The following is a 19,906-nucleotide window of genomic DNA, read 5'->3' on the forward strand; positions in this document are numbered from 1 at the left end:
CGCACCGGTTCGCGTCGCGAGGCGGCGCCTTACAACTTGAAACGCAGTCCGAGAAAGTACTGGCGGCCGGTGTGGTGATAGACCGAGACGCGATCGGCGAGCGAATCCACCCACTGGTCGTTGTATTCGTCGGTCAGGTTGAGGCCTTCCAGGGTCAGCTCCAGCTTGTCGTTGATCTTCCACGACGCCGACATGTCGATGGTGGTGGTGCCCTTGGTGCCCTCGACGTCGGCGTTGTTGCGGCCCGGCACCGTGGTCAGGTAATCGTCGCGGTAGGCGGCCGAGACGCGGGCGCTGAAACGCTCGCCTTCGTAGTACAGGGTCGCGTTGTAGGCGTTCTTGGACAGCCCGACCAGGTCGGTCTTGAGCGCCGAGGCGCCGGCGGCGGTGACGTATTGGATTTTCGAATCGACGTAGGTGTAGTTGAACTGCACGCCGAAATCGTTCCAGAAGCCAGGCAGGAAGCTGAAGGGTTGTTGATAGCTGAACTCGACGCCGCGCAGCTTGCCGCCCGGCGTGTTGACCGGAATATTGAACTGGAACTCGTCGGTCGGCAGCGCGCCGGTACCCGCCAACAGCTCGTTGGGCAGACCGGAGCTGTTGTAAGGGCGGATCTCGCGCGAGGTCTGCACGAAGCTGTCGATGTTCTTGTAGAAAAATCCGACGCCGAGCAGGGCCTCTTCGGCGAAATACCACTCCAGGCCCAGGTCGTAGGTCTTGGCGCGGAACGGGTCGAGCAGGGGATTGCCGCCGGCCACGACGCGGTTGCCGCCGCTCACGCTCACCGTCACGCCGGGCGTCAGGTTGGCCAGGCCCGGCCGCGACATCACCTTGGCCGCGCCGAAGCGGATCAGGAAGTCCGGAGTGATATCGGCGACCAGGTTCAACGAGGGCAGGGTGTCGTTGTATTCGCGCTCGACCGTGGTCAATACCGGGGTGGTGCCGGCCAGGGCGAAGCCGGTCGAAGACTGCTTGGTCTTGACGTGGCGCACGCCGAAGTTGCCGCTGATCGGGATCTCGCCCAGGTTCGTCGAGAAATCGGTCTGCAGGTAATAGCCCAGGTCCTTCTCCTCGACGCTGCGATTGTTGCCGCGGGCGCTGGCCACGTCCGGCGAAAGCGCGAAGGTGCCGGAGTTGCTGTAGATGTCGAACAGCCGGTCGAAGGCGCCGATGTCCGGGATCAGCCAGCGCGAATCGTTGGCGCCACCGACGCTGGTGCCCTGCAGGGCGACCGAGCGGGTCAGGTCGGCCAGGCGGGTGCCGGCCGGTAACGACGGCACGGCCAGCTCGGAGACACGGCGCATTTCGCTGCTGTCGAACTGGTATTTCTTCGACTGGATGCCGCCCTTGAGCTTGAACCCCGGCGCGATCGTCCAGCGGAAATCCAGTTGACGGTTATCGAAGGTGTTTTCCGAGGCCTGCGGGCGCAGACGGATCTCGGAAACGCCGTTGGCGAAGCTCCAGGCAGCGGGGTCGTTGACGTCGAAACCGTTGTCGATGATAGGCAGGCGACTGCTGTCGCGGTAATCGTAGACATAGCCCTGCGCGTTGCTGCGATCGAGGGTGATCGTGGTCTGGATCGGGTTGTCGAACTCCGACTTGGCCCGGCCGATCTGTCCGCTCACCGCGAAGTCGTCGCTGAACTTGTGCTCGCCGTAGAAATTGGCCTGGCTGAACTTGGTGCTGAGCTCGTCGTAGCGCGCTTCCGAGCGCACGTCGACGTTGTTGAAGCGGCCGTAGACCAGGTTGCCGCGTGCGTCGACTTCGCCGTCGAGGACCACGGTCTGTGGCTTGCCGGTGCCGGTACGGCTGAAGGAAATGCCGTTGAGGAAGTTCTCGGTGCGAGTCGCGTCGAACTTGGCGTAGAGCAGGTCCAGGCCGAACTCGGTCTTGTCGCTGAGCTTGAACTGCAGGGCGCTGGTGATGCCGAGGCGCTGTTGGTCGTGCTCCATCACGCCGTAACGCGGGATGCGCGGATGAAACGTGCCAGGTAGCCGGGCCGCGGCGAACGGCGAGCTCGCAGCGAAACCGCCGCTGCTCGGGCCGTTGTCCCAGCGCACGGTGCTGTGGCCTTCCTCGACCAGGCGCCGGTCGGTGTAGGCCACCGAGAGCAGGGCGCCGAAGCGGCCATCGGCCCAGGTGTTGCTGATCAGCGCAGTGGCGCGCGGATCGATGTCCTTGGAGAGATCGTTGAAGCCCAGTTGGCCGCCGGCGACGAAGGTCAGGCCGTCGTAGTCGAAGGGGCGGGCGGTCTGCAGGTCCACGGTAGCGCCCAGCGAGCCTTCCTCGACGTCGGCCGAGGCAGTCTTGCGCACCTTCAGGCTGTTGAACAACTCCGAGGCGAAGACGTTGAAATCGAAACCGCGGCCGCGATTGGCGCCGCCGGAACTGTCGGTGCCGCCGGCGGTGGTCAGCGCCTCCATGCCGTTGATGCGCACGCGAGTGAAGTCGGGCCCGAGGCCGCGCACCGAGATCTGCCGGCCTTCGCCGGCGTCGCGCGCGATCGACACACCGGGAATGCGCTGCAACGACTCGGCCAGGTTGAGATCGGGGAAGTCGGCGATGTCCTCGGCGACGATGGCGTCGACCACGCCGACTTCCTCGCGCTTGATGTCCAGCGCCTGCTGCAGGCTGGCGCGGAAGCCGGTGACGACTACGGCATCGAGATTCTTGGCGTCTTCGAGCGGCGCCGATTCTGCTGGAGCCGATTCTGCTGGAGCCGACTCGGCACCGGCCTGGGCCGGTTGCGCCGATTGTTGCGCGTACCCTGTCGATGGCGACATCGACAGCCCCAGCGCGATGGCGGCGGCGAGCACGGTAACCGGTGTCTTTCTGGTCTCTAGTTGCACTTGCATTCCTCTCCCCTTCCGAAGGTGCCAGACCGCTTAGGAACCGGCCTTGACGGGCTTGCTGCGCCTGATATGGTGTCCCCTGAACAAAAATGACACCGCTGGTCAAAACCCTAACAAAAGCTTGACCGAACAGCATGCTGCGGTGCGCAAACGCTTGTGGGAGGCCGGTCACGATCGGCCGGCGGATCATTCTGACGGGGGTGGTATGAGCGGACGAGTCGTATGTTTCGGCGAGCTGTTGCTCAGGCTCGGCGCGCCCGGACGCCAGCGGCTGTTGCAGTCGCCGCAATTCGAGGTGCATGTCGGCGGCGCCGAGGCCAATGTGGCCGTGTCCCTGGCCCGGTTCGGACACGAGGCGGCCATGGTCAGCGTGGTGCCGGACAGCCCGCTCGGCGACGCCGCACGCGGCGAACTGCGGCGCCACGGCGTCGACACCCGGGCGGTACTGACCGGAGCCGGCCGGATGGGGCTGTACTTCCTGGAAACCGGGGCGATACAACGCCCCAGCCGGGTGCTCTACGACCGCGCCGGCTCGGCGTTCGCGCTCGCAGGGACGCTGCCCTACGATTGGCCGGCCTTGCTCGCCGGCGCCTCCTGGCTGCATTTGTCCGGGGTCACGCCTGCGCTCGGCGAACCCGGCGCGGAAGCCGCCATCGTCGCCGCGCGTGCCGCCCGCGATGCCGGCGTCCGTGTCTGCTTCGACGGCAATTTCCGCGCTTCGCTATGGCAAGAGTCGAAGTGCAACCCGGCGCCGATCCTGCACACCCTGATGAGCCTGGCCGACCTCGCGTTCGCCGATCACCGCGACATCGCGGTCGTGCTCGGGGCCAAGGCCAGCGGAGTGTCCAGCGACGACACGGCCGTGGCGGCGCGGCTCGCGTTCGAGGCGTTTCCGAACCTGCAACGGCTGGCCTGCACGCGGCGCGAGCAACGCGATGTCGACCGTCACTTGCTGTCGGCGTCGCTGTTCCATCGCGACGGCGGCGTCCTGCATACCGCCTCGCGGGAACTGCACGGCATCGTCGATCGGATCGGTGCCGGCGACGCCTTCGCGGCCGGCTTCCTGCATGGCTTGTTGGACGGGATGAGCGACCAAGACAGCCTGAGCTTCGCCTTGGCCGCCGCGAGCCTGAAGCATTCCGTGCCCGGCGACTTCAACCTCGTCAGCGCCCAGGACGTCAACGACTTGATCGCCGGCGGCGGGTTCCACGTCCGTCGCTAGGGCGGCCTGAGCGCCTTGCGAGAGGGAGTGCGGGCGCCTTGCGGGCTTGCCGAACCGCCCGGTTTACACATACCGACCATATGGTATGTTCGCATCATGGCCCGACCGACCAAGCAATCGCCCGAACGCGGCAACGCCCGCACCCGGCTCCTGGAAGCCGCGCGGGACGTCATCCGCGCCAAGGGTTTCGCCGCCACCACCGTGGACGATATCTGCAGGGCGGCCGACGTCACCAAGGGCGCGTTCTTCCATCATTTCGGCAGCAAAGACGCCTTGGGCGTCGCCGCGGCCGAGTTCTGGGCCGAGACCACCCGCGATTTCTTCGCCGCCGCGCCGTACCACCGACCGGCCGACGCACTGCAACGCGTCCTGGCCTATGTCGCGTTCCGCAAGGCGATCATCGTCGGTGAGATAGCCGAGTTCAGTTGCCTGGTGGGGACCATGGCACAGGAGGTCTACGCCAGTTCCGCCGACATCCGCGATGCCTGCGGCCGCAGCATTTTCGGCCACGCCGCCACGCTCGAGGCCGACATCGAAACGGCGCGGCGCGATCACGGCATCGGCGAGGACTGGACCGCGGCCAGCCTCGCGCGCCACACCCAGACCGTGATCCAGGGCGGGTTCGTCCTCGCCAAGGCGGGCAACGATGCCGAGCTCGCACGCGAAAGCCTCGACCATCTCGACCGGTACATCCGGCACCTGTTTCATCTCGCACAGGAACAGCCCACATGAGCGGAACCGAGCCAGGCGCCAACGCAGCGACCACGGTGATCGGATGCGCCTGCGGACGTACCCGCCTGGAAGCGAGCGGGGCACCGATCCTGGTATCGGAATGCTTATGCGACAGTTGCAACGCGGCTGCCGCGCGTCTCGCCGCGCTGCCCGGCGCCCGCGACATCCGCACCTCGTATGGCGCCACGCCTTGCGCCGAATACCGAAAGGACCGCATCCGCGTCGTCTCCGGTGCCGAGCGCCTCGCCGAGTTCCGTTTGTCGGCCGATGCGGGTACGCGCCGCGTCGTCGCCACCTGCTGCAATACGCCGGTGTTTCTCGAACTCAAGGGCGCGCACTGGCTCAGCGTGTACCTGCATCTGTGGCCGCAGGCAACCCGGCCGAAAGCGCAGATGCGAACGATGACGGGCGATCTGGCCGATACCTCGCAGTTGCCGAACGACATCCCGAATTTGAAAAGCCAATCGCTGTCGTTCTACGCCAAGCTGCTCGGCGCCTGGATCGCCATGGGATTGCGCAATCCGAAGATCGAAGTGAAGGAGAAGCTCGATGCCTGACGACAAGATCGAAATCGAGAACGTCAACAGTCCCGGCCGTACCACCCGGGTCGATCGCGCGAAATACCTGGCGATGCGCAAGGCGCTCCTGGCCGTCTTGCCGGGCAAGCCGCCCGGGCTGAAGGTCGCGGATGCGAAACAGGCCTTGCTGCCGCGACTGCCCGACGATCTGTTCCCGCAAGGCGAGACCGCGGGTTGGTGGCTGAAAGCCGTGCAACTCGACCTCGAAGCCAAAGGCATCATCCAGCGGGCGCCGGACAAGCCCGTCCAGTTATACCTGCCGAGCAAGCGCTGACCGGTCTGCAACAGGGCGGGGGCGGGGCGGACGGCCTCGACGGTCAGGCACGAAACCTCGGGCCTGGCCTTGTGCGCGTTGCCCTGACGACGAGGCGGGAACGTCGACGCCGTTGTTGCACCGCATCGCCGGCTTCATGATCGCGCTCACAACTCGACTGCGTCGGCAATCGCGTAATCGGGCCTTGGCTGCATCGGCAGTCGCCGCGCGCCTGGCTCGTTGTATCTTCCCAGCGCGGCACCCTGTCGCAAGAATGCCAAGGGAGGAGTGCGATGCATCGCTTCAAGTTGATCGTATTGGGGCCCCTGTTGGCCATGTCCGCCGGCGCCGGCGCAGCCAGCAGTTCCGCCGGTTGTTTCTGTTCGGTCGTGTACTACGACGCTGCCGGCACGGTCGTCGGCATACGCCAGCCCGCCGCCTGCGGCGATCCGGGCTGGGGCGTGGTCACCAACAAGTCGAAGGTGTATGCCGGCTGCGTGATGTAAACGCTCGCAGGTAGGCCGGCAGCGCCTGTAAGAACAGGAGTCGCCCGGGGCGTCCGGGCGACTTCTTTGCGCCTGGGCGCAAGCGCGATCGCATGCGCTCGACACCGCGCGACGCAGCGCGACGCAGCGCACACCGATGCGACCAGTGGGGCGGCCATGTCGCTTACCCCGCAGGTAATGGCCAACGCCTGCGCCCTGGCTATCGTTGCCGCATGAACGCGATCCGACCCGTAGGCGAACTCATCCGCGATTGGCGCCAGCGCCGCGGTCTCAGCCAGTTGAATCTGGCCGAGCTCGCGGATACCTCTGCGCGCCACATGAGCTTCATCGAGACCGGCCGTTCGCAGCCGAGCCGGACGATGCTGATGCGCTTGGCCGATCGCCTCGAGGTGCCGCCGCGCGAACGCAACGTGCTGATGAGGGCGGGCGGGTGGTCGGCGATCTATCCCGAACACCGCATCCAGGACGACCCGGCTCTCGCACCGGCTCGCGACACCGTGGAGCTGGTACTGCGCGGCCACGAACCGTATCCGGCGATCGCTGTCGACCGGCACTGGAACTTGCTGGCGCGTAATCGCGCACTGGGCCCTTTGCACGACGGAAACATCGCCCCGTTCCTGCTGCGGCCGCCGCTCAATGTGCTGCGTCTGAGCCTGCACCCGCAGGGCTTGGCGCCGCGGATCGTCAACCTCGGGCAATGGCGTGCGCATCTGCTTCATCGCCTGCGCAGGCAAGTCGGCGCCACCGCCGACCCCGTGCTTCACGCCTTGCATGAAGAGCTGAGCGGCTACCCCGGCCCGGCGCCGAATGCGCTCGCATCGTCCGTGCAGGGCTTCGCCATCCCCATGCAACTGCGCACGCCTTGCGGCGTGCTGTCCTTCGTCAGCGCCACGACGATGTTCAAGAACCCCGTCGACGTGACGCTATGCGAACTGATCATCGAGACCTTCCTATCGGCCGACCAGGCGACAGCGCAGTCGCTGCAAAAGGCGATGCTTTCCAGGCGATGGCCGCAAGCCAGCTGGGAACCGGAGCCAGAGCAGGGCCGGCGCAACCATCCTTGAGCGGGGCAGGGCGGCGATAACCCGGGTATGGCCCGGCGCTGCAGCGCAGGGGCAGAATAATTCCTCTCCGCCACAGCGGCGGATCGACATCTTCATCGGCGGGGCGAAATGGCGAAGCGGTTGCGGTCGATCCTATGGATGCTGGCATCGCTGCTCGCCTTGCTGGCGTTAGCGGCCTGGTGGTTGCTACGCGGCAGCCTGCCGACCTTGGACGGGCGGCTGGAGCTGGCCGGACTTTCCGGCGCAGTCGAAGTGGCGAGGGACCGCAATGGCGTCGTCACCATCGACGCCGCCAACGAGCGCGACGCCGCGCGTGCCTTGGGCTATGTCCATGCCCAAGAGCGTTACTTCGAAATGGATCTGATGCGCCGCACCGCCGCCGGCGAATTGGCCGAACTGTTGGGCCCCTCCATGCTCGATGGCGACCGCAAGCGCCGGATCCATCGTTTCCGTCATCGCGCGCGGCTCCAGTCCGATGCCTTCGCCGGCACGCACGCGGATGCCTTGCGTGCCTACACCGAGGGCGTGAACGCCGGGCTGGCGCATTTGAAGGTGCGGCCTTGGCCTTATCTGCTGCTGGGCCAGGCGCCCCAGCCATGGCGAGCGGAGGACTCGGCGCTGGCGGGGTATGCGATGTACGTCAATCTGCAGGATGCCTCCAACGGGCGCGAGGCCGCGTTGCGCTCCATGCGGCCGCACCTGCCTGCGGCCGTGTTCGATCTGCTGCTGCGCGACGGAACCCGCTGGGACGCACCGCTGCAAGGACAGGCCCGCGGCGACGCCGTGCTGCCGGATGCGGACGCCGTGGATCTGCGCAAACTGCCGGGCCCGGTTCGCCAGCGTCCGGCCGCGCTGGATACCAGCGGCACACCGGGCAGCAACAACTTCGCAGTCGCGGGGGCGCTGACCCGCGATGGGCGCGCGATCCTGGCCGACGACATGCACTCCAGGCTGAGCGTTCCGAACGTGTGGTTCCGGGCGCGGCTGCGTTACGCGCACGAAACCGCGCGGGTGGACGTTTCCGGGTTCACCCTGCCGGGCTTGCCCGTGGTCATCGCAGGCAGCAACGGCAAGGTCGCCTGGGGGTTCACCAACGGCTATGCGGACACGCTCGATTGGGATCCGCATTGCGGGGGCAAGGACGCGAGCGGCTGCACGGCGTTGCTGCAGCGCAAACCCGCAGTGGAAATCATTCGGGTCAAGGGGCGCGACCCGGTCGTGCTCCGGGTGCTCGACGACCAACGCGGCCCCCTGATCGTCGATGCGATCGGCCAGCCACCGATGCAACTGCACTGGACCGCCTATCGCCCGGAAGGCCTCAACCTCGATCTGGCGACGCTCCACCGCGCCCGCGACGTGCGCGAGGCGTTGTCCCTGGCCCGCTCGGTGGGCCTGCCCACGGCCAATCTGATGCTGGCCGATCGCCACGGCCGGATCGCCTGGACCCTGATCGGCCCCACCATTGCCGCGCACGACTCAAGCGATTGCCGATGGCCCGGAACCGAGCGAGCGTCGATCGAACCAGCGACGGCGCAGGCCGGTCCGGAGAGTTCGATGCACAGAAGCTGTGCGAGCGCTTCGGCCGAGTCCACTGCGCCCTTCATCCTCGACCCGCCGAACCATCGCTTGTGGACCGCCAACAACCGCACCCTGGACGCCGCATCGTTGAACCGGATAGGCGATGGCGGCTATTCGCACGGCGCACGCGCAACACAGATACGCGATGCCTTGCAGCAGCGGCCGGGTTTCGATGAAGCCGATCTCCTGGCTGTGCAGCTCGACGACCGGGCATTGATGCTGACGCCATGGTGGGAGTTGATGCAGGCCCAGGCGCGTCGCGGCCGCAGCGATTCCGCGTTGGCCGCGCTCGCCCAGGCGGCCGTTCGCTGGGAGGGACGCGCGAGCACGGACTCGGTGAGTTATCGGTTGGTACGCGCTTGGCGCCTGGCCGTGCATGCGCGCATCCTCGATGGCCTGACGGCACCGGCCCAGGCGGCGATGCAGCACCGTTTCGTCATGCCGCAGTTGCCGCAGTTCGAAGGCGTGGCCTGGCCCTTGGCGACGGCCCAGCCGAAGCATCTGTTGTCGCGGCGCTATCCGTCCTGGGAGGCGCTGTTCGAGGATGCGGCGCAGGAAGTACAGCAGGAACTGTCCGGCCAGGGAGCGCTTGCGCAGCGCACCTGGGGCGAGCGGAATACCGCGGCGATATGCCACCCCTTGGCCTCGGCCGTACCGCTGCTGGGCAAGCGCCTGCTGTGCATGCCGCGCGATCCGTTGCCTGGCGACAGCGGCATGCCGCGCGTGCAGGGCCCGGCCTTCGGCGCCACCGAACGCATGGTGGTATCGCCCGGGCACGAAGACTTGGGCATCGCCCACATGCCGGGAGGGCAGAGCGGCCACCTGTTCTCGCCGTTCTGGGGGCGCGGGCACGACGACTGGGTGCAGGGGCGGCGCTCGCCGTTCCTGCCGGGTCCTGCAATCTACTCGCTGGTACTGACGCCCGAACGCAGGCCTTGACGGTCTGGCGCCGCCGTAACGGCCTGGGCATCGGCTGGCCGACGACTCGGAATATCGAGGGCATGTCGAATTGCCGATTCCCCGTTCGTCTAATCCATAGATCGGTCGTTCCGGATTGCCGACGACGGGGCCGACGATCCAATCCCCGATGAACCCATACACCCACCCGATACTTTCACCGAACCTATAAAGGAGCCCCATGTCTCTGTCTCATTCCGGTTGTCGATTGCTGGCCGCGGCCGTGTTGACCGGCTTGGCGCTGTTCGCCGCGCCGGCCGCCACCGCGTTGGCGGCCGAACCGTCGCAGGCAGCAGCGCCCGCCAAACGGGCCGCCCTCGTCAAACGCGACGACTTGGTTATTCACTACGACATCGTCGGCGACCTGAAATCGGCCCAGGCCCCGCTGCTGGTCTTGCACGGCGCCTATATGTCGGCCGATACCATGGCCGCCATCGTCGATCGTTTCGCCCGCACGCGTCCGGTGATCGTTCTGGACCAACGCGGACACGGCCGCACCGGCGATGGCCCGGGCCCGATCACTTACGAAGCCTTGGCCGACGACGCCGCTGCCGTACTCGACGCAGCGGGCGTGAAGCAGGCCGACGTTTTCGGTTATTCGATGGGGGGCGGCGCCGCCATCCAGCTCGCCATCCGTCATCCGGCCAAGGTCGCGAAACTGGTCACCGCCTCGGCGGGCACCCGCTTGGATGCGGCCTACAAGGAAGTGTTGGCAGGCATCGGACAGATCACGCCTGCGGTGTTCGACAACACGCCGATCCGAAAGGAGTACGACCGGCTCGCACCCAGGCGAGAGGATTTTCCCGTGCTCGTCGAGAAGCTGAAAGTGCTCGATGCCACGCCCTTCGACTGGGGCACCGGCATGAAGGCGCTGAAGCACAAGACCATGATCATCATGGGCGACTACGACATCATGGGCCCGGAACACGGCGTCGAGATGTTCCGGATGCGCGGCGGCGGCGCGCCTGCGCTTGCGGCGCAAGGCTTCCTGTCGGCCCCACCGCCGGCCCGCCTGTTGGTCCTGCCCGGCACCTCCCACATCGGCATCATGGCTGAAGCCGAGACCGTCGTGGCCGCGACCTTGCCTTTCCTCGACGATGCGACGCCGCCGATGCCGGCGGGCTTCTTCTGAGGACGGTTGATATCGGTCTTGCAGGGCAATACGCCGCGAGACCGTTGCAGCGTTGCCGTTGCTGTTGCTGTTGCTGTGCGTAGCTTCGCACTAGCGAAGGCAATCGAAGACCCGAAGGGCGGCGCGCAGGGATGCGCGCCGTTTTTCATCGGGACAGGGATGTCCCGTATGAAAAAGCCCTGCGTTGGCAACGCTCGTGCGGGCCTGTGATTCAAAAAGAAGCATTTTTCTTTGGTTATGCACTGTCTAACCTCAAGCGCATCACCCACCCTTGAGGTCAGCGCATGGGAACCCAGTACAGCCACTTCAGCGCCGAAGAACGCGGTGTGCTCATGGCCATGAAGCAGCATGGCCATAGCGGCCGCGCTATCGCCCGAATGTTGGGGCGTGCCGATAGCAGCGTGTCGCGCGAATTGGCCCGCAATGGGGTGCGTACGCCGGGGCCCACCCCGGCGCTGGGTCGACCCCGGCGAGGCTATGATGCGGTTCGTGCTGGCGAACGGGCGCGGCGCTTGCGCCGTCGAGCGCGACGCGAGCGCAAGCTGAGCGCCGACAGTGCCTTGTGGCTGGAGGTGCAGCGGCGACTGGCACGTTATTGGTCGCCACGTCAGATCAGCCAGGGACTGCGCGAAGAATATCCTGACCGACCGGAGTGGCGGGTGTCGCACGAGACCATCTATACGGCGATTTATGCCATGCCCCGTGGCCCCATTCGGCGGGAGCTGACTCGTTTACTGAAGCAGCAGCGCGCTGCCCGCCATTCGTCCGCACGGGGCCCGGAGCGGCGCGGTCGGATGCTGGATGTGCAGAGTATTCACCTGCGTCCGCCCGCCGCCACCGAACGCCTGGTGCCCGGCCACTGGGAAGGCGATTTCCTGGTCGGCGCACGCAACGCTTCGGCGATCGGCGTGCTGGTGGACCGCAAGACCCTGTTCACGGTGCTGGCGCGGATGCGTGGTTGCACGGCCGCTGACGCGCTGGAGGGATTCAGCCGGGTGCTGCGTCGTTTGCCGCTATCGGCGAGGCAGACGCTGACCTACGACCAGGGCAAGGAGATGGCGCTGCATCGGGTATTGACCCAGCGCACCAACGTATCGGTCTACTTCGCTGACCCAAGCAGTCCTTGGCAGCGCGGCATCTGCGAGAACACCAACGGTCTGCTCCGGCAATATTTTCCGAAGGGCACCGATCTGTCGGGCTACACGCAACGGCAATTGGATCGAATCGCTCATGAGTTCAACACGCGGCCACGGGCGTCGTTGGGCTATCAATTCCCGGCGGTGGTGTTCTTGCGTGAGCTGGGCATGCCTGAGTTAGCCGCGAAGGTTCGTCAGAGTGTTTTCGACTCGTTTGCTGCACTTAGACGTTGACAGTGCATTACCTTTCTTTTGTTGCTTATGACAAAAGAAAGTAACCCGCCGCTTTAGTGGCGGAAGCCCTTAGCGTTTGATCCTGACCCTGCTTGAGCGATGCACTGCAAACCCGTCATAACGCGGTCGCGGCTCGCGCCGCTCCTACCCTTTGAGCCGTCGCAGCCTCAGCAGATCCTGACCTTGCTTGCGCAATGCGCCGCAAACCCGCCATAGCGCGGTCGCGGCTTGTGACCGAAGGAAATCCAATAAGACGCCGCTCCCACAATGGAAAGATCGGCAGCTCCTTAAGAGCAGCAGTCCCTCGCCGTCGCGCCGGCCATGAGCCGACGCGACGACAAGAGCCGGGCTCGATGCATCACAACGCTGCGGGTTGCTGCTGAGTCACGCAATGCACCATACCGCCATTGCGGTACAGGTTGCGCACGTCGATCCCGACGACGGTCCGGCCCGGATAGAGCCGTTGCAGGATCGACTTCGCCACGGCGTCGTTCGGGTCCTTGTACTCCGGAACGAGCACCACGGTATTACCAACGTAGTAGTTCACGTACGAGCCCTGGTATCCCAGGTCGTAGCCATAGCTGGTGACGACATCGCGCGCGGTCAGCGGCAGTTGCACGAAACCATAGGGCGCGCCGTCGATATCGGTGGCCCGGTAGAGGCGGTCGATGTCGCCCGCCGGCAGGCCCCAATCCTTCAAGTCGCTGCGGCTCATGGTGACGATGACCTTCGGCGTGCCGAAACGGGCGAAGCCGTCGATGTGCATGTCGGTGATGTCGTCCTTGCCGCCGGGCGCGCCGTCGAGCCAGATGAACTTGTCGACGCCAAGTTGCTCGGCGAGCACGGCTTCCAGCTCCGCCTCGGTGATGTCCGGGTTGCGGTTCGGTTCCAGGATCGAACTGCGGGTCGCCATCAGCACGCCGCGCCCGTCGGTCTCGATCGAACCGCCTTCCAGAACGACGTCGTTGAGATCGATCCGCGCCATGCCCAATTGCCCGGCCACGGCGACCGGAACGCCATCGTCCTTGCGGTAAGGCGCATCGAAGCCCCAACCGTTGAAGCCCCAGTCGGCGATCTTGAGTCGGTCGTTCGCGTCGTAGACGAAGATCGGGCCGTTGTCGCGCACCCAGACGTCGTCGGTCTGGCGGATCAGGAAGCTCACCTTCGCCAGGGACACCCCGGCGGCGGCCAACTTGTTGCGGACGCGCGTTTGTTCGTTGGCGTCGTAGACGATGATGTGCACGTTTTCGCTGCGCACCAACGCCTGGGTCATGGCGATCCAGGTCGGCTCGATCCGGTCGCGATAGGTCCGGCCATAGGTATAGGCATGCGGCCATTGCAGCCAGGTGCCTTCATGGCGCGCGGTCTCGTCCGGCATGTAGCCCGATGCCGTGCGGGCGTGGGCGCCGCCGGCCGCCGCCAGGGCGACCGCCAGCAGGGCGCCGGTCATGAGCTTGTGCCAGCCCGGGACGGGCAGGGCGGATGCGTTCGAAAAGCGCGAATCGGCTTGCATTGCGATGGTCTCCAGGCCCCCGGGCGGGGCGTGCGGAGAGGCAATCTACGGGGCGAACCTGACATTCAGCTGATACCGGGTTAGAGCCGGAGAATCGCCCGGGCGCCTCCGCCGGTGCGGTTCTCCAGGCGCAGCCGGCCGCCATGCAATTGCGCGATGTGCTGCACGATGGACAGGCCCAGCCCGGAGCCCGGGCTGGCGGCACGGGCCACGAACGGCTCGGTGAGCTGTTGCATGAGCTCGGCGGGGAAACCGCTGCCGCGGTCTTCGACGACGACGGTCCGGTCGCGCACGGTCACCGCGACCGGCTCGTGCGCGCGGTCGGCAGTTCCATGCGCCAAGGCGTTTTCGACCAGATTGCGTACCGCGATCTGCACCAGCCGCGGGTCGGCCTGGATCACCGATTCGCTGGCATCCAGCGACACCGAACCGTCCTCGGGCAGGACCGCTTCGACCAGCAGATCCAGACGAACCTGTTCGGCCGCGACCTGGGCGTTCGCCGAATCGAGCCGCGCCAGCAACAGCAGTTTGTCGACCAGGCCCGCGGTCTGCGCGGCGATCCGATTGACGCGGCCGAGCGTCTGCGTCGGCGGCGCTTCGCCGGCGTCGGCCGATTCGCAAAGCGCCAGCAGGCCGGCCACCGGCGTGCGCAACTCATGCGCCGCCGCGGCGATGAAGCGCTCCTGCATTTCGAACGATTGCACGACCGGCCGCAGCGAACGACGGGCGAGGGCGTTGCCGACCAGCACGCCGATCGCGGCGAGCACGGCGACGACCAGCAAGGTCCAGCGGACGAAGGCGGCCTGCGCGGCATCGCGTGCGCCCGGGTCGGCCACCACCAGGATCGCGGCGATGGGCCGATCGGCATGGTCGTAGGTGAGCTTGGCCTGCAATCGATAAGGCCTGCCGCGACGATCCCGCCCGTCGTCGGCGAAATCGCCATCGCGCAAGACCGAAGCGGCCAGAGCGGCGGGGGAGGCCAAATCGAAATGAGGCTGTGCGGGCTGCAGCAGTACCCGGTTCGGCGGTCCGGGGGCGATGACCCAGACGTCGCTGCCGGCATCCAGTACGCCGGGCTCTTTGCGCAAGACTTCATCGTGGAAGACGCCGCGCTCGTCGAACCAGGTGAGTCCGTAGATCGCCGTGGCGCGAAGCTGCATCCGCGATTCGAAATCGAGTTGGCTCAGACGCGCATGCACGCCGATGGCCACGATGCATAGCGTCGCGACGCACAGCAGCCAGGCCAGGGTCCAGCCTGCGGTCAAACGCAGGTGGAGGCTGCGCAGCGCCTGCTCACGGCTTCGTCGCGGCATCCGGCGCTTCCAGCAGATAGCCGGCGCCGCGGATCGTGCGCAGCAGCGCAGGAGCGCCGAGCTTGCGGCGCAGCGCCGCGACGATCACTTCTTCGGCGTTCGAGGCAGGTTCGTGGCTTTCGCCCCAGCAACCGGCGATGATGTCGCCGCGCGAGACCACGCGGCCGGCACGCTCGGCCAGCAACTGCAGCAAGGCGAACTCCTTCGGGCGCAGCGGCAGCAGCACCCCGCGGCGCCGGACCTCGCGACGGCCGAGGTCGACCTCCAGATCCGACACCCGCACGATGCTGGGGCGGATGTCCCCACTGCGGCGGGCGATGGCCGATATGCGGGCCATCAGCTCGTCCATCGAAAAGGGTTTCACCAGATAGTCGTCGGCGCCGTTGGCGAAACCGTCGATACGGTCTTCAACTCGGTCGCAGGCGGTGAGAAACAAGGCCGGCGTCGACACGCCGCGTTCGCGCCATTGCCGCAACAGCGACAGGCCATCGCCATCCGGCAGCAGGCGGTCGAGCACGAAGGCATCGTAGGCATACGAACGCACGAACGATTCCGCCGTGCCGCGATCGGCCGCCTCGTCGACCGCATGCCCATGCGAGCGCAGGCGCCCGGCAACGGCCCGGCGCAAATCGGCTTGATCTTCGAGGACGAGCAGGCGCATGGCGTTAGGCTACTACAGGGCGCTGGCGCGGATCGTCGGGCAGCACCGGCCTCGCGCCATGGGCCGGTCGACGACCTCGCCCATTCGGCCGTGTCGATACGAACCCAGGCAAGGCGCGGCTGATTCGCGGCGCTGCGGTGCCGGGCCATCGCCGCCGCGGGCGGTGGGGGCCGCGGTCGGGCCGCCCAGCCTGAATGATCGAGCCTGGACAATTGCGATGGTTTGCCATAAGAGAGGACCGTAGGTGCTGCGCTAGCGCTATCTGAACCAAGCAGGGTGCCGATGCTGCCCGCTATCGCCAGCGGGGGCGACGAGATCCCGGCCAAGGGGGTTGCTTGAATCAGCTGAAGATCGACACAAGGCTCAGGTTGCTGGTCGCGGTCTCGTGTCTGTTCGTCATGATCGCGGGCGCCGCGGGCATCCTCGGGCTGCGCAGCGTGATGCAGCGGCTGGACACCGTCTACGAAGACCGGACGCTGGCTCTTGGGCACCTGTCCGCGGTTCTGGAAAGCGCCCAGGCCCTGAGGGTTCATCTCCACGGCGAGCTGCCGGCGCCCGAGTCTTCCTCGTCGAAGGCCGGCGCCTCCATTGGTTTGCGCAGCGAACGTTGGCGCGCCTATATGGCGACCCGCATGACCGCGGAGGAGCGGGGGCTGGCCATCCAGGCCGATAAGCAAGTCGGCTTGCTGGCGCGCGACGCCGACGCAGTCGCCCTTGCCGGCCAGCGCCGAGACGCGCCGGGCTCCGAGACGGCCAGGTTCGGCGCATCCCTGGATGCGCTGATCGCCGATCTGCACAGTTTGATCGAACTGCAACCGCGAGTCGCCAAGCAACAGCAGCGGGCGGCGCAACAGGACTTCGCCGTGGTCGTCGCGGTCATTACGATCTCGATCCTCGCCTGTCTGTTGGTCGGCATGATGCTGTCGTGGCTGCTGATGCGGGCCTTGCGCAAGCAGCGGCTTTCGCAGCGCCTGATCCAGGAGGTGATCGACGAGTATCCGGCCATCGTCTTCGTCAAGGACATGCTCGGGCGCCTGATTCTCACCAACCGCGCCTATGAGCGATTCTTCGCCCTTCCGCGCGGCGCGGCGCTCGGAAAGACCGATTTCGACATCATTCCGCACGACGCCGCCCTGCGGGTGCGCGCCAACGATGCCGAAGTGCTGTCGACCGGCGGGATCAAGGAAGTCGAGGAAGAAGTGCTCGGGGCCGACGGGCCGCGCATCTTCCAGAGCACCAAGTTTCCGTTGACCGACGATGCCGGAGTCCCTCATTCGATCTGCGGCATCGCCGTCGACATCACCGATCGCCGTGAAGCCGAAAAGTGCGCCGATAAAGCCACCGAGCAATTGCGTGCGCTGTGGGACCGGTCGCCCGACTGCTATCTGTTCATTACTCACGAAGGCATCGTCGATGTGAACGAAGCGGCGGTGAAGTTGTACGGCGTGTCGTCGAAGACGGATCTGATCGGTCGTCGCCTGTCGGATCCGCTGATCAGCCCGGCGACTCAGCCGGGCGGACAGGACAGCATCGAGCTGGGCGCCAGGACGCGCGCTTTCGTACTGGGGCGGCTGGTCAGCGGGGGCGACCCACCGCTGCCGGAGGGCCTGACCGCACACATCGAAGGCGATGTGGTGCACGTGCAATGGCAGCATTTGCGCGGCGGAAAGACGCCGTTCTTCGCCGAAATCGTGATGCACGGAATACAATTGCGCAATCAGGACGGCGTGTTGGCGATCGTGCGCGATGTGACCCGGCGAAAACTCGCCGAAGATTCGCTGAAAGAGAGCGAGGCCTTCAACAAACTGCTGTTCCAGGGTTCGCATCGGGCCATGGTGGTCTACGACCCGGGCGGCGCGGGCTTCATCGACTGCAACGAAGCCGCGGTGAAGGTGTACGGCTATGCCCGTCGCGAAGAAGTCCTGGGCAAGACGCCGCTCGATGTGTCGGACCCGACTCAGTACGATGGGACCGACTCGGCGACGGCCATCGAGCGTTACGATCGAGCCGCGCTGACCAAGGGCATGGAGACCTTCGAGTGGCGGCATCGGCGGCCGAACGGCGAAACCTGGGATGCCATGGTTCACTTGATGGCCTTCAGCCATCGCGGAAAGCAGATACTGCAATTCACGCTCGACGACGTCACTGAGAGCCGACGCTCCGAAGCCGCGCTGCGCGAGAGCGAGGAGCGCCTGAGCCTGGCCATCGAAGGCGGCGATCTGGCGACCTGGCAGTACGATATGAAGACCGCGAAGTTAACCGGTTCGGATCGTAACTTCGCGATGTTCGGCATTCCCGGCGATGCGCCTATTTCGATCGAGGGATTCTACGAACTGGTTCACCGTAAAGACCGGGCGCACTTGGAAGCCGCGATCCAGGAAGCCAAGCGTACAGGTCGGATCTCGGCCGAGTATCGGGTGTTTTTGCCGACGGGCGAGACGCGCTGGCTGGCAACGCGCGGGCGCATCTATTTTGATGCCGATGGCGGCCCCCTGCATGTCAGCGGTACTACCCAGGATGTCACCGCATTGATGCAGGCGAAGGAGGACCTGAGTCAGGCCAAGGCCGCGGCCGATGCGGCCAATGCGGCTAAGAGCCAGTTCCTCGCCAACATGAGCCACGAGATCCGCACGCCGATGAACGCCATTCTCGGCATGTCCCATCTCGCGCTGAAGGACAGCGCCGACCCGGCGCAGCGCGCCTACCTCGACAAGATCCAGCGCGCAGGCCAGCACCTGCTCAGCATCATCAGCGACATCCTGGATATCTCCAAGGTCGAGGCCGGCAAGCTGACCATCGAGCAATCGTACTTCACGCTATCGCAGCTATTGGGCGACGTCGCGAGCGTAGTCGGGGACAAAGTCGAGGAAAAGGGCCTGCAGATCCAATTCGATGTCGCGTCGGACGTGCCCGCGGCGCTCATGGGCGACCGCTTGCGTCTGGGCCAGGTGCTGATCAACTACGCCACCAACGCGGTCAAGTTCACCGACCGCGGCGGGATCCGCATATCGGTCGGAGTCGACCAACGCGACGAGCGCGACATGCTGCTGCGTTTCACTGTGCGTGATACGGGCATCGGCCTGGATCTCGACCAGGTCGGCTTGATCTTCGAAGCCTTTCAGCAGGGCGATAGCTCCACCACGCGCAAGTACGAGGGCGCCGGGCTGGGCCTGGCGATCTGCAAGAACCTGGTGGAGCTGATGGGGGGCGAGGTGGGGGTCGACAGCGAGCTCGGCCGCGGCAGCACCTTCTGGTTTACCGCACGATTAGGTCGCGGCGAATTGCAACTCGACGCCGAGGAACTGCCTGCGACGGTACGAGGCAGGCGCATCCTGGTCGCCGAATGCCACGGCGAACTGTCGCGGATGCTGACCGGCATGGGGTTCACGGTCGCGACCGTCTGCGACGGCAGGAGCGTGCTGGCCGCCTTCAAGTCGTCGCTGGAATCCGAAAGACCGTTCGATGTCGTGGTCCTGGACCTGGATATCCCGCGCCTCGACGGGCCGTCGGTGGTGGAGCGCATCCGAGCCTACGCACCGTCGCGGGCGATCCGTCTCATCGCGGTCGCTAGCGCCAAACGCATGGAGTCGGTAATGCAGACCGGGGACGTGGGCGGTGTGCGGCTGATCAAACCGATCGAACCTTCGCGGATGATCGATTCGGTGGTCGGCATGATCGGAGCTTCGGAAGAGGCTCCCGCGGGTCCGACCCAGGAGGAGGGCGGGCACGGCGCGCTGATCGGCAGGCGCGTGCTGTTGGTGGAAGACAACGATTTCAACCAGGAAGTGGCGAGGGCGGTCCTGAGCGATGCCGGATTGCAGGTCGACGTGGCCGACGACGGCGCCATCGCGGTCGGCATGGCCCAGGCCCAGGCTTACGACATCATCCTGATGGATATGCAGATGCCGGTGATGGATGGGCTGACCGCGACCCGGGAAATACGCCGGCTGCTGCCGGAGCCCAGAGTCCCGATTCTGGCGATGACGGCCAACGTGATGCAGGAAGACCGCAAACGCTGCGCCGATGCGGGCATGGACGATTTCGTCGCCAAACCGATCGATCCCGACGAATTGCTGGACTTGCTGGCCGAGTGGATCGGCAGACACCAGCCGCGCGCCTGACTACGCAGGCGGCAGGCTCGGACCGGCGACGATGCGCCGCCGGCATCCGCACGC

14 protein-coding genes are annotated in these 19,906 nt (G+C 66.1%); 10 read left to right on the forward strand and 4 right to left on the reverse strand.

Going from position 1 to position 19,906, the window contains the following annotated elements; all coding sequences use genetic code 11:
• Positions 1 to 29: 29 nt before the first annotated feature.
• Positions 30 to 2,855, reverse strand: a complete 2,826-nt coding sequence (locus GLA29479_RS13245) for a TonB-dependent receptor (protein ID WP_057971872.1) — start codon at positions 2,853 to 2,855, stop codon at positions 30 to 32.
• A gap of 202 nt (positions 2,856 to 3,057) precedes the next feature.
• On the opposite strand from GLA29479_RS13245, the gene GLA29479_RS13250 reads away from it, so the two are divergent.
• The 9 genes from GLA29479_RS13250 to GLA29479_RS13290 all read left to right on the forward strand — a co-directional run bounded on the left by GLA29479_RS13250 (position 3,058) and on the right by GLA29479_RS13290 (position 12,244).
• Positions 3,058 to 4,074 (forward strand): sugar kinase, encoded by a 1,017-nt coding sequence (locus tag GLA29479_RS13250; RefSeq protein WP_057971873.1) that lies wholly within the window; start codon positions 3,058 to 3,060, stop codon positions 4,072 to 4,074.
• Between the two features lie 27 nt (positions 4,075 to 4,101).
• A complete protein-coding gene (locus GLA29479_RS13255) occupies positions 4,102 to 4,806 on the forward strand; it encodes a TetR/AcrR family transcriptional regulator (protein ID WP_211264984.1) in 705 nt (234 codons plus the stop codon).
• Positions 4,803 to 5,363 (forward strand): GFA family protein, encoded by a 561-nt coding sequence (locus GLA29479_RS13260; RefSeq protein ID WP_057971875.1) that lies wholly within the window; start codon positions 4,803 to 4,805, stop codon positions 5,361 to 5,363. The genes GLA29479_RS13255 and GLA29479_RS13260 overlap by 4 nt, the downstream gene beginning before the upstream one ends.
• On the forward strand, positions 5,356 to 5,658 hold the full coding sequence (locus GLA29479_RS13265) for a DUF6958 family protein (protein WP_057917993.1): 303 nt from the start codon (positions 5,356 to 5,358) through the stop codon (positions 5,656 to 5,658). Before GLA29479_RS13260 ends, GLA29479_RS13265 begins: the two co-directional genes overlap by 8 nt.
• 272 nt (positions 5,659 to 5,930) lie before the next feature.
• Complete coding sequence (locus GLA29479_RS13270; protein ID WP_057971876.1) at positions 5,931 to 6,143, forward strand: DUF6289 family protein; 213 nt, start codon at positions 5,931 to 5,933, stop codon at positions 6,141 to 6,143.
• A 212-nt stretch (positions 6,144 to 6,355) separates the two neighbouring features.
• On the forward strand, positions 6,356 to 7,207 hold the full coding sequence (locus GLA29479_RS13275; RefSeq protein WP_057971877.1) for a helix-turn-helix domain-containing protein: 852 nt from the start codon (positions 6,356 to 6,358) through the stop codon (positions 7,205 to 7,207).
• Between the two features lie 138 nt (positions 7,208 to 7,345).
• Entirely contained in the window at positions 7,346 to 9,724 is a 2,379-nt protein-coding gene (locus GLA29479_RS13280; RefSeq protein ID WP_248842733.1) for a penicillin acylase family protein, read from the forward strand.
• 226 nt (positions 9,725 to 9,950) lie between these two features.
• Complete coding sequence (locus GLA29479_RS13285; RefSeq protein ID WP_057971879.1) at positions 9,951 to 10,874, forward strand: alpha/beta fold hydrolase; 924 nt, start codon at positions 9,951 to 9,953, stop codon at positions 10,872 to 10,874.
• Positions 10,875 to 11,158: 284 nt separating this feature from the next.
• Positions 11,159 to 12,244 carry an IS30 family transposase gene (locus tag GLA29479_RS13290; protein ID WP_082638210.1) on the forward strand — a complete coding sequence of 362 codons (1,086 nt, stop codon included), beginning with the start codon at positions 11,159 to 11,161 and terminating at the stop codon, positions 12,242 to 12,244.
• 358 nt (positions 12,245 to 12,602) lie between these two features.
• Here the strand turns inward: GLA29479_RS13290 and GLA29479_RS13295 are convergent, their stop codons facing one another.
• The 3 genes from GLA29479_RS13295 to GLA29479_RS13305 all read right to left on the reverse strand — a co-directional run bounded on the left by GLA29479_RS13295 (position 12,603) and on the right by GLA29479_RS13305 (position 15,731).
• A complete protein-coding gene (locus GLA29479_RS13295) occupies positions 12,603 to 13,694 on the reverse strand; it encodes an agmatine deiminase family protein (RefSeq protein ID WP_211264985.1) in 1,092 nt (363 codons plus the stop codon).
• Between the two features lie 143 nt (positions 13,695 to 13,837).
• Complete coding sequence (locus GLA29479_RS13300) at positions 13,838 to 15,070, reverse strand: sensor histidine kinase (RefSeq protein WP_057917988.1); 1,233 nt, start codon at positions 15,068 to 15,070, stop codon at positions 13,838 to 13,840.
• Positions 15,051 to 15,731 carry a response regulator gene (locus tag GLA29479_RS13305; RefSeq protein WP_057917987.1) on the reverse strand — a complete coding sequence of 227 codons (681 nt, stop codon included), beginning with the start codon at positions 15,729 to 15,731 and terminating at the stop codon, positions 15,051 to 15,053. Before GLA29479_RS13305 ends, GLA29479_RS13300 begins: the two co-directional genes overlap by 20 nt.
• Before the next feature lie 335 nt (positions 15,732 to 16,066).
• On the opposite strand from GLA29479_RS13305, the gene GLA29479_RS13310 reads away from it, so the two are divergent.
• On the forward strand, positions 16,067 to 19,852 hold the full coding sequence (locus GLA29479_RS13310; protein WP_082638645.1) for a response regulator: 3,786 nt from the start codon (positions 16,067 to 16,069) through the stop codon (positions 19,850 to 19,852).
• Positions 19,853 to 19,906: the final 54 nt, after the last annotated feature.

The sequence above is a fragment of the Lysobacter antibioticus genome (assembly GCF_001442535.1).
GTDB classification, from domain to species: Bacteria; Pseudomonadota; Gammaproteobacteria; order Xanthomonadales; family Xanthomonadaceae; genus Lysobacter; species Lysobacter antibioticus.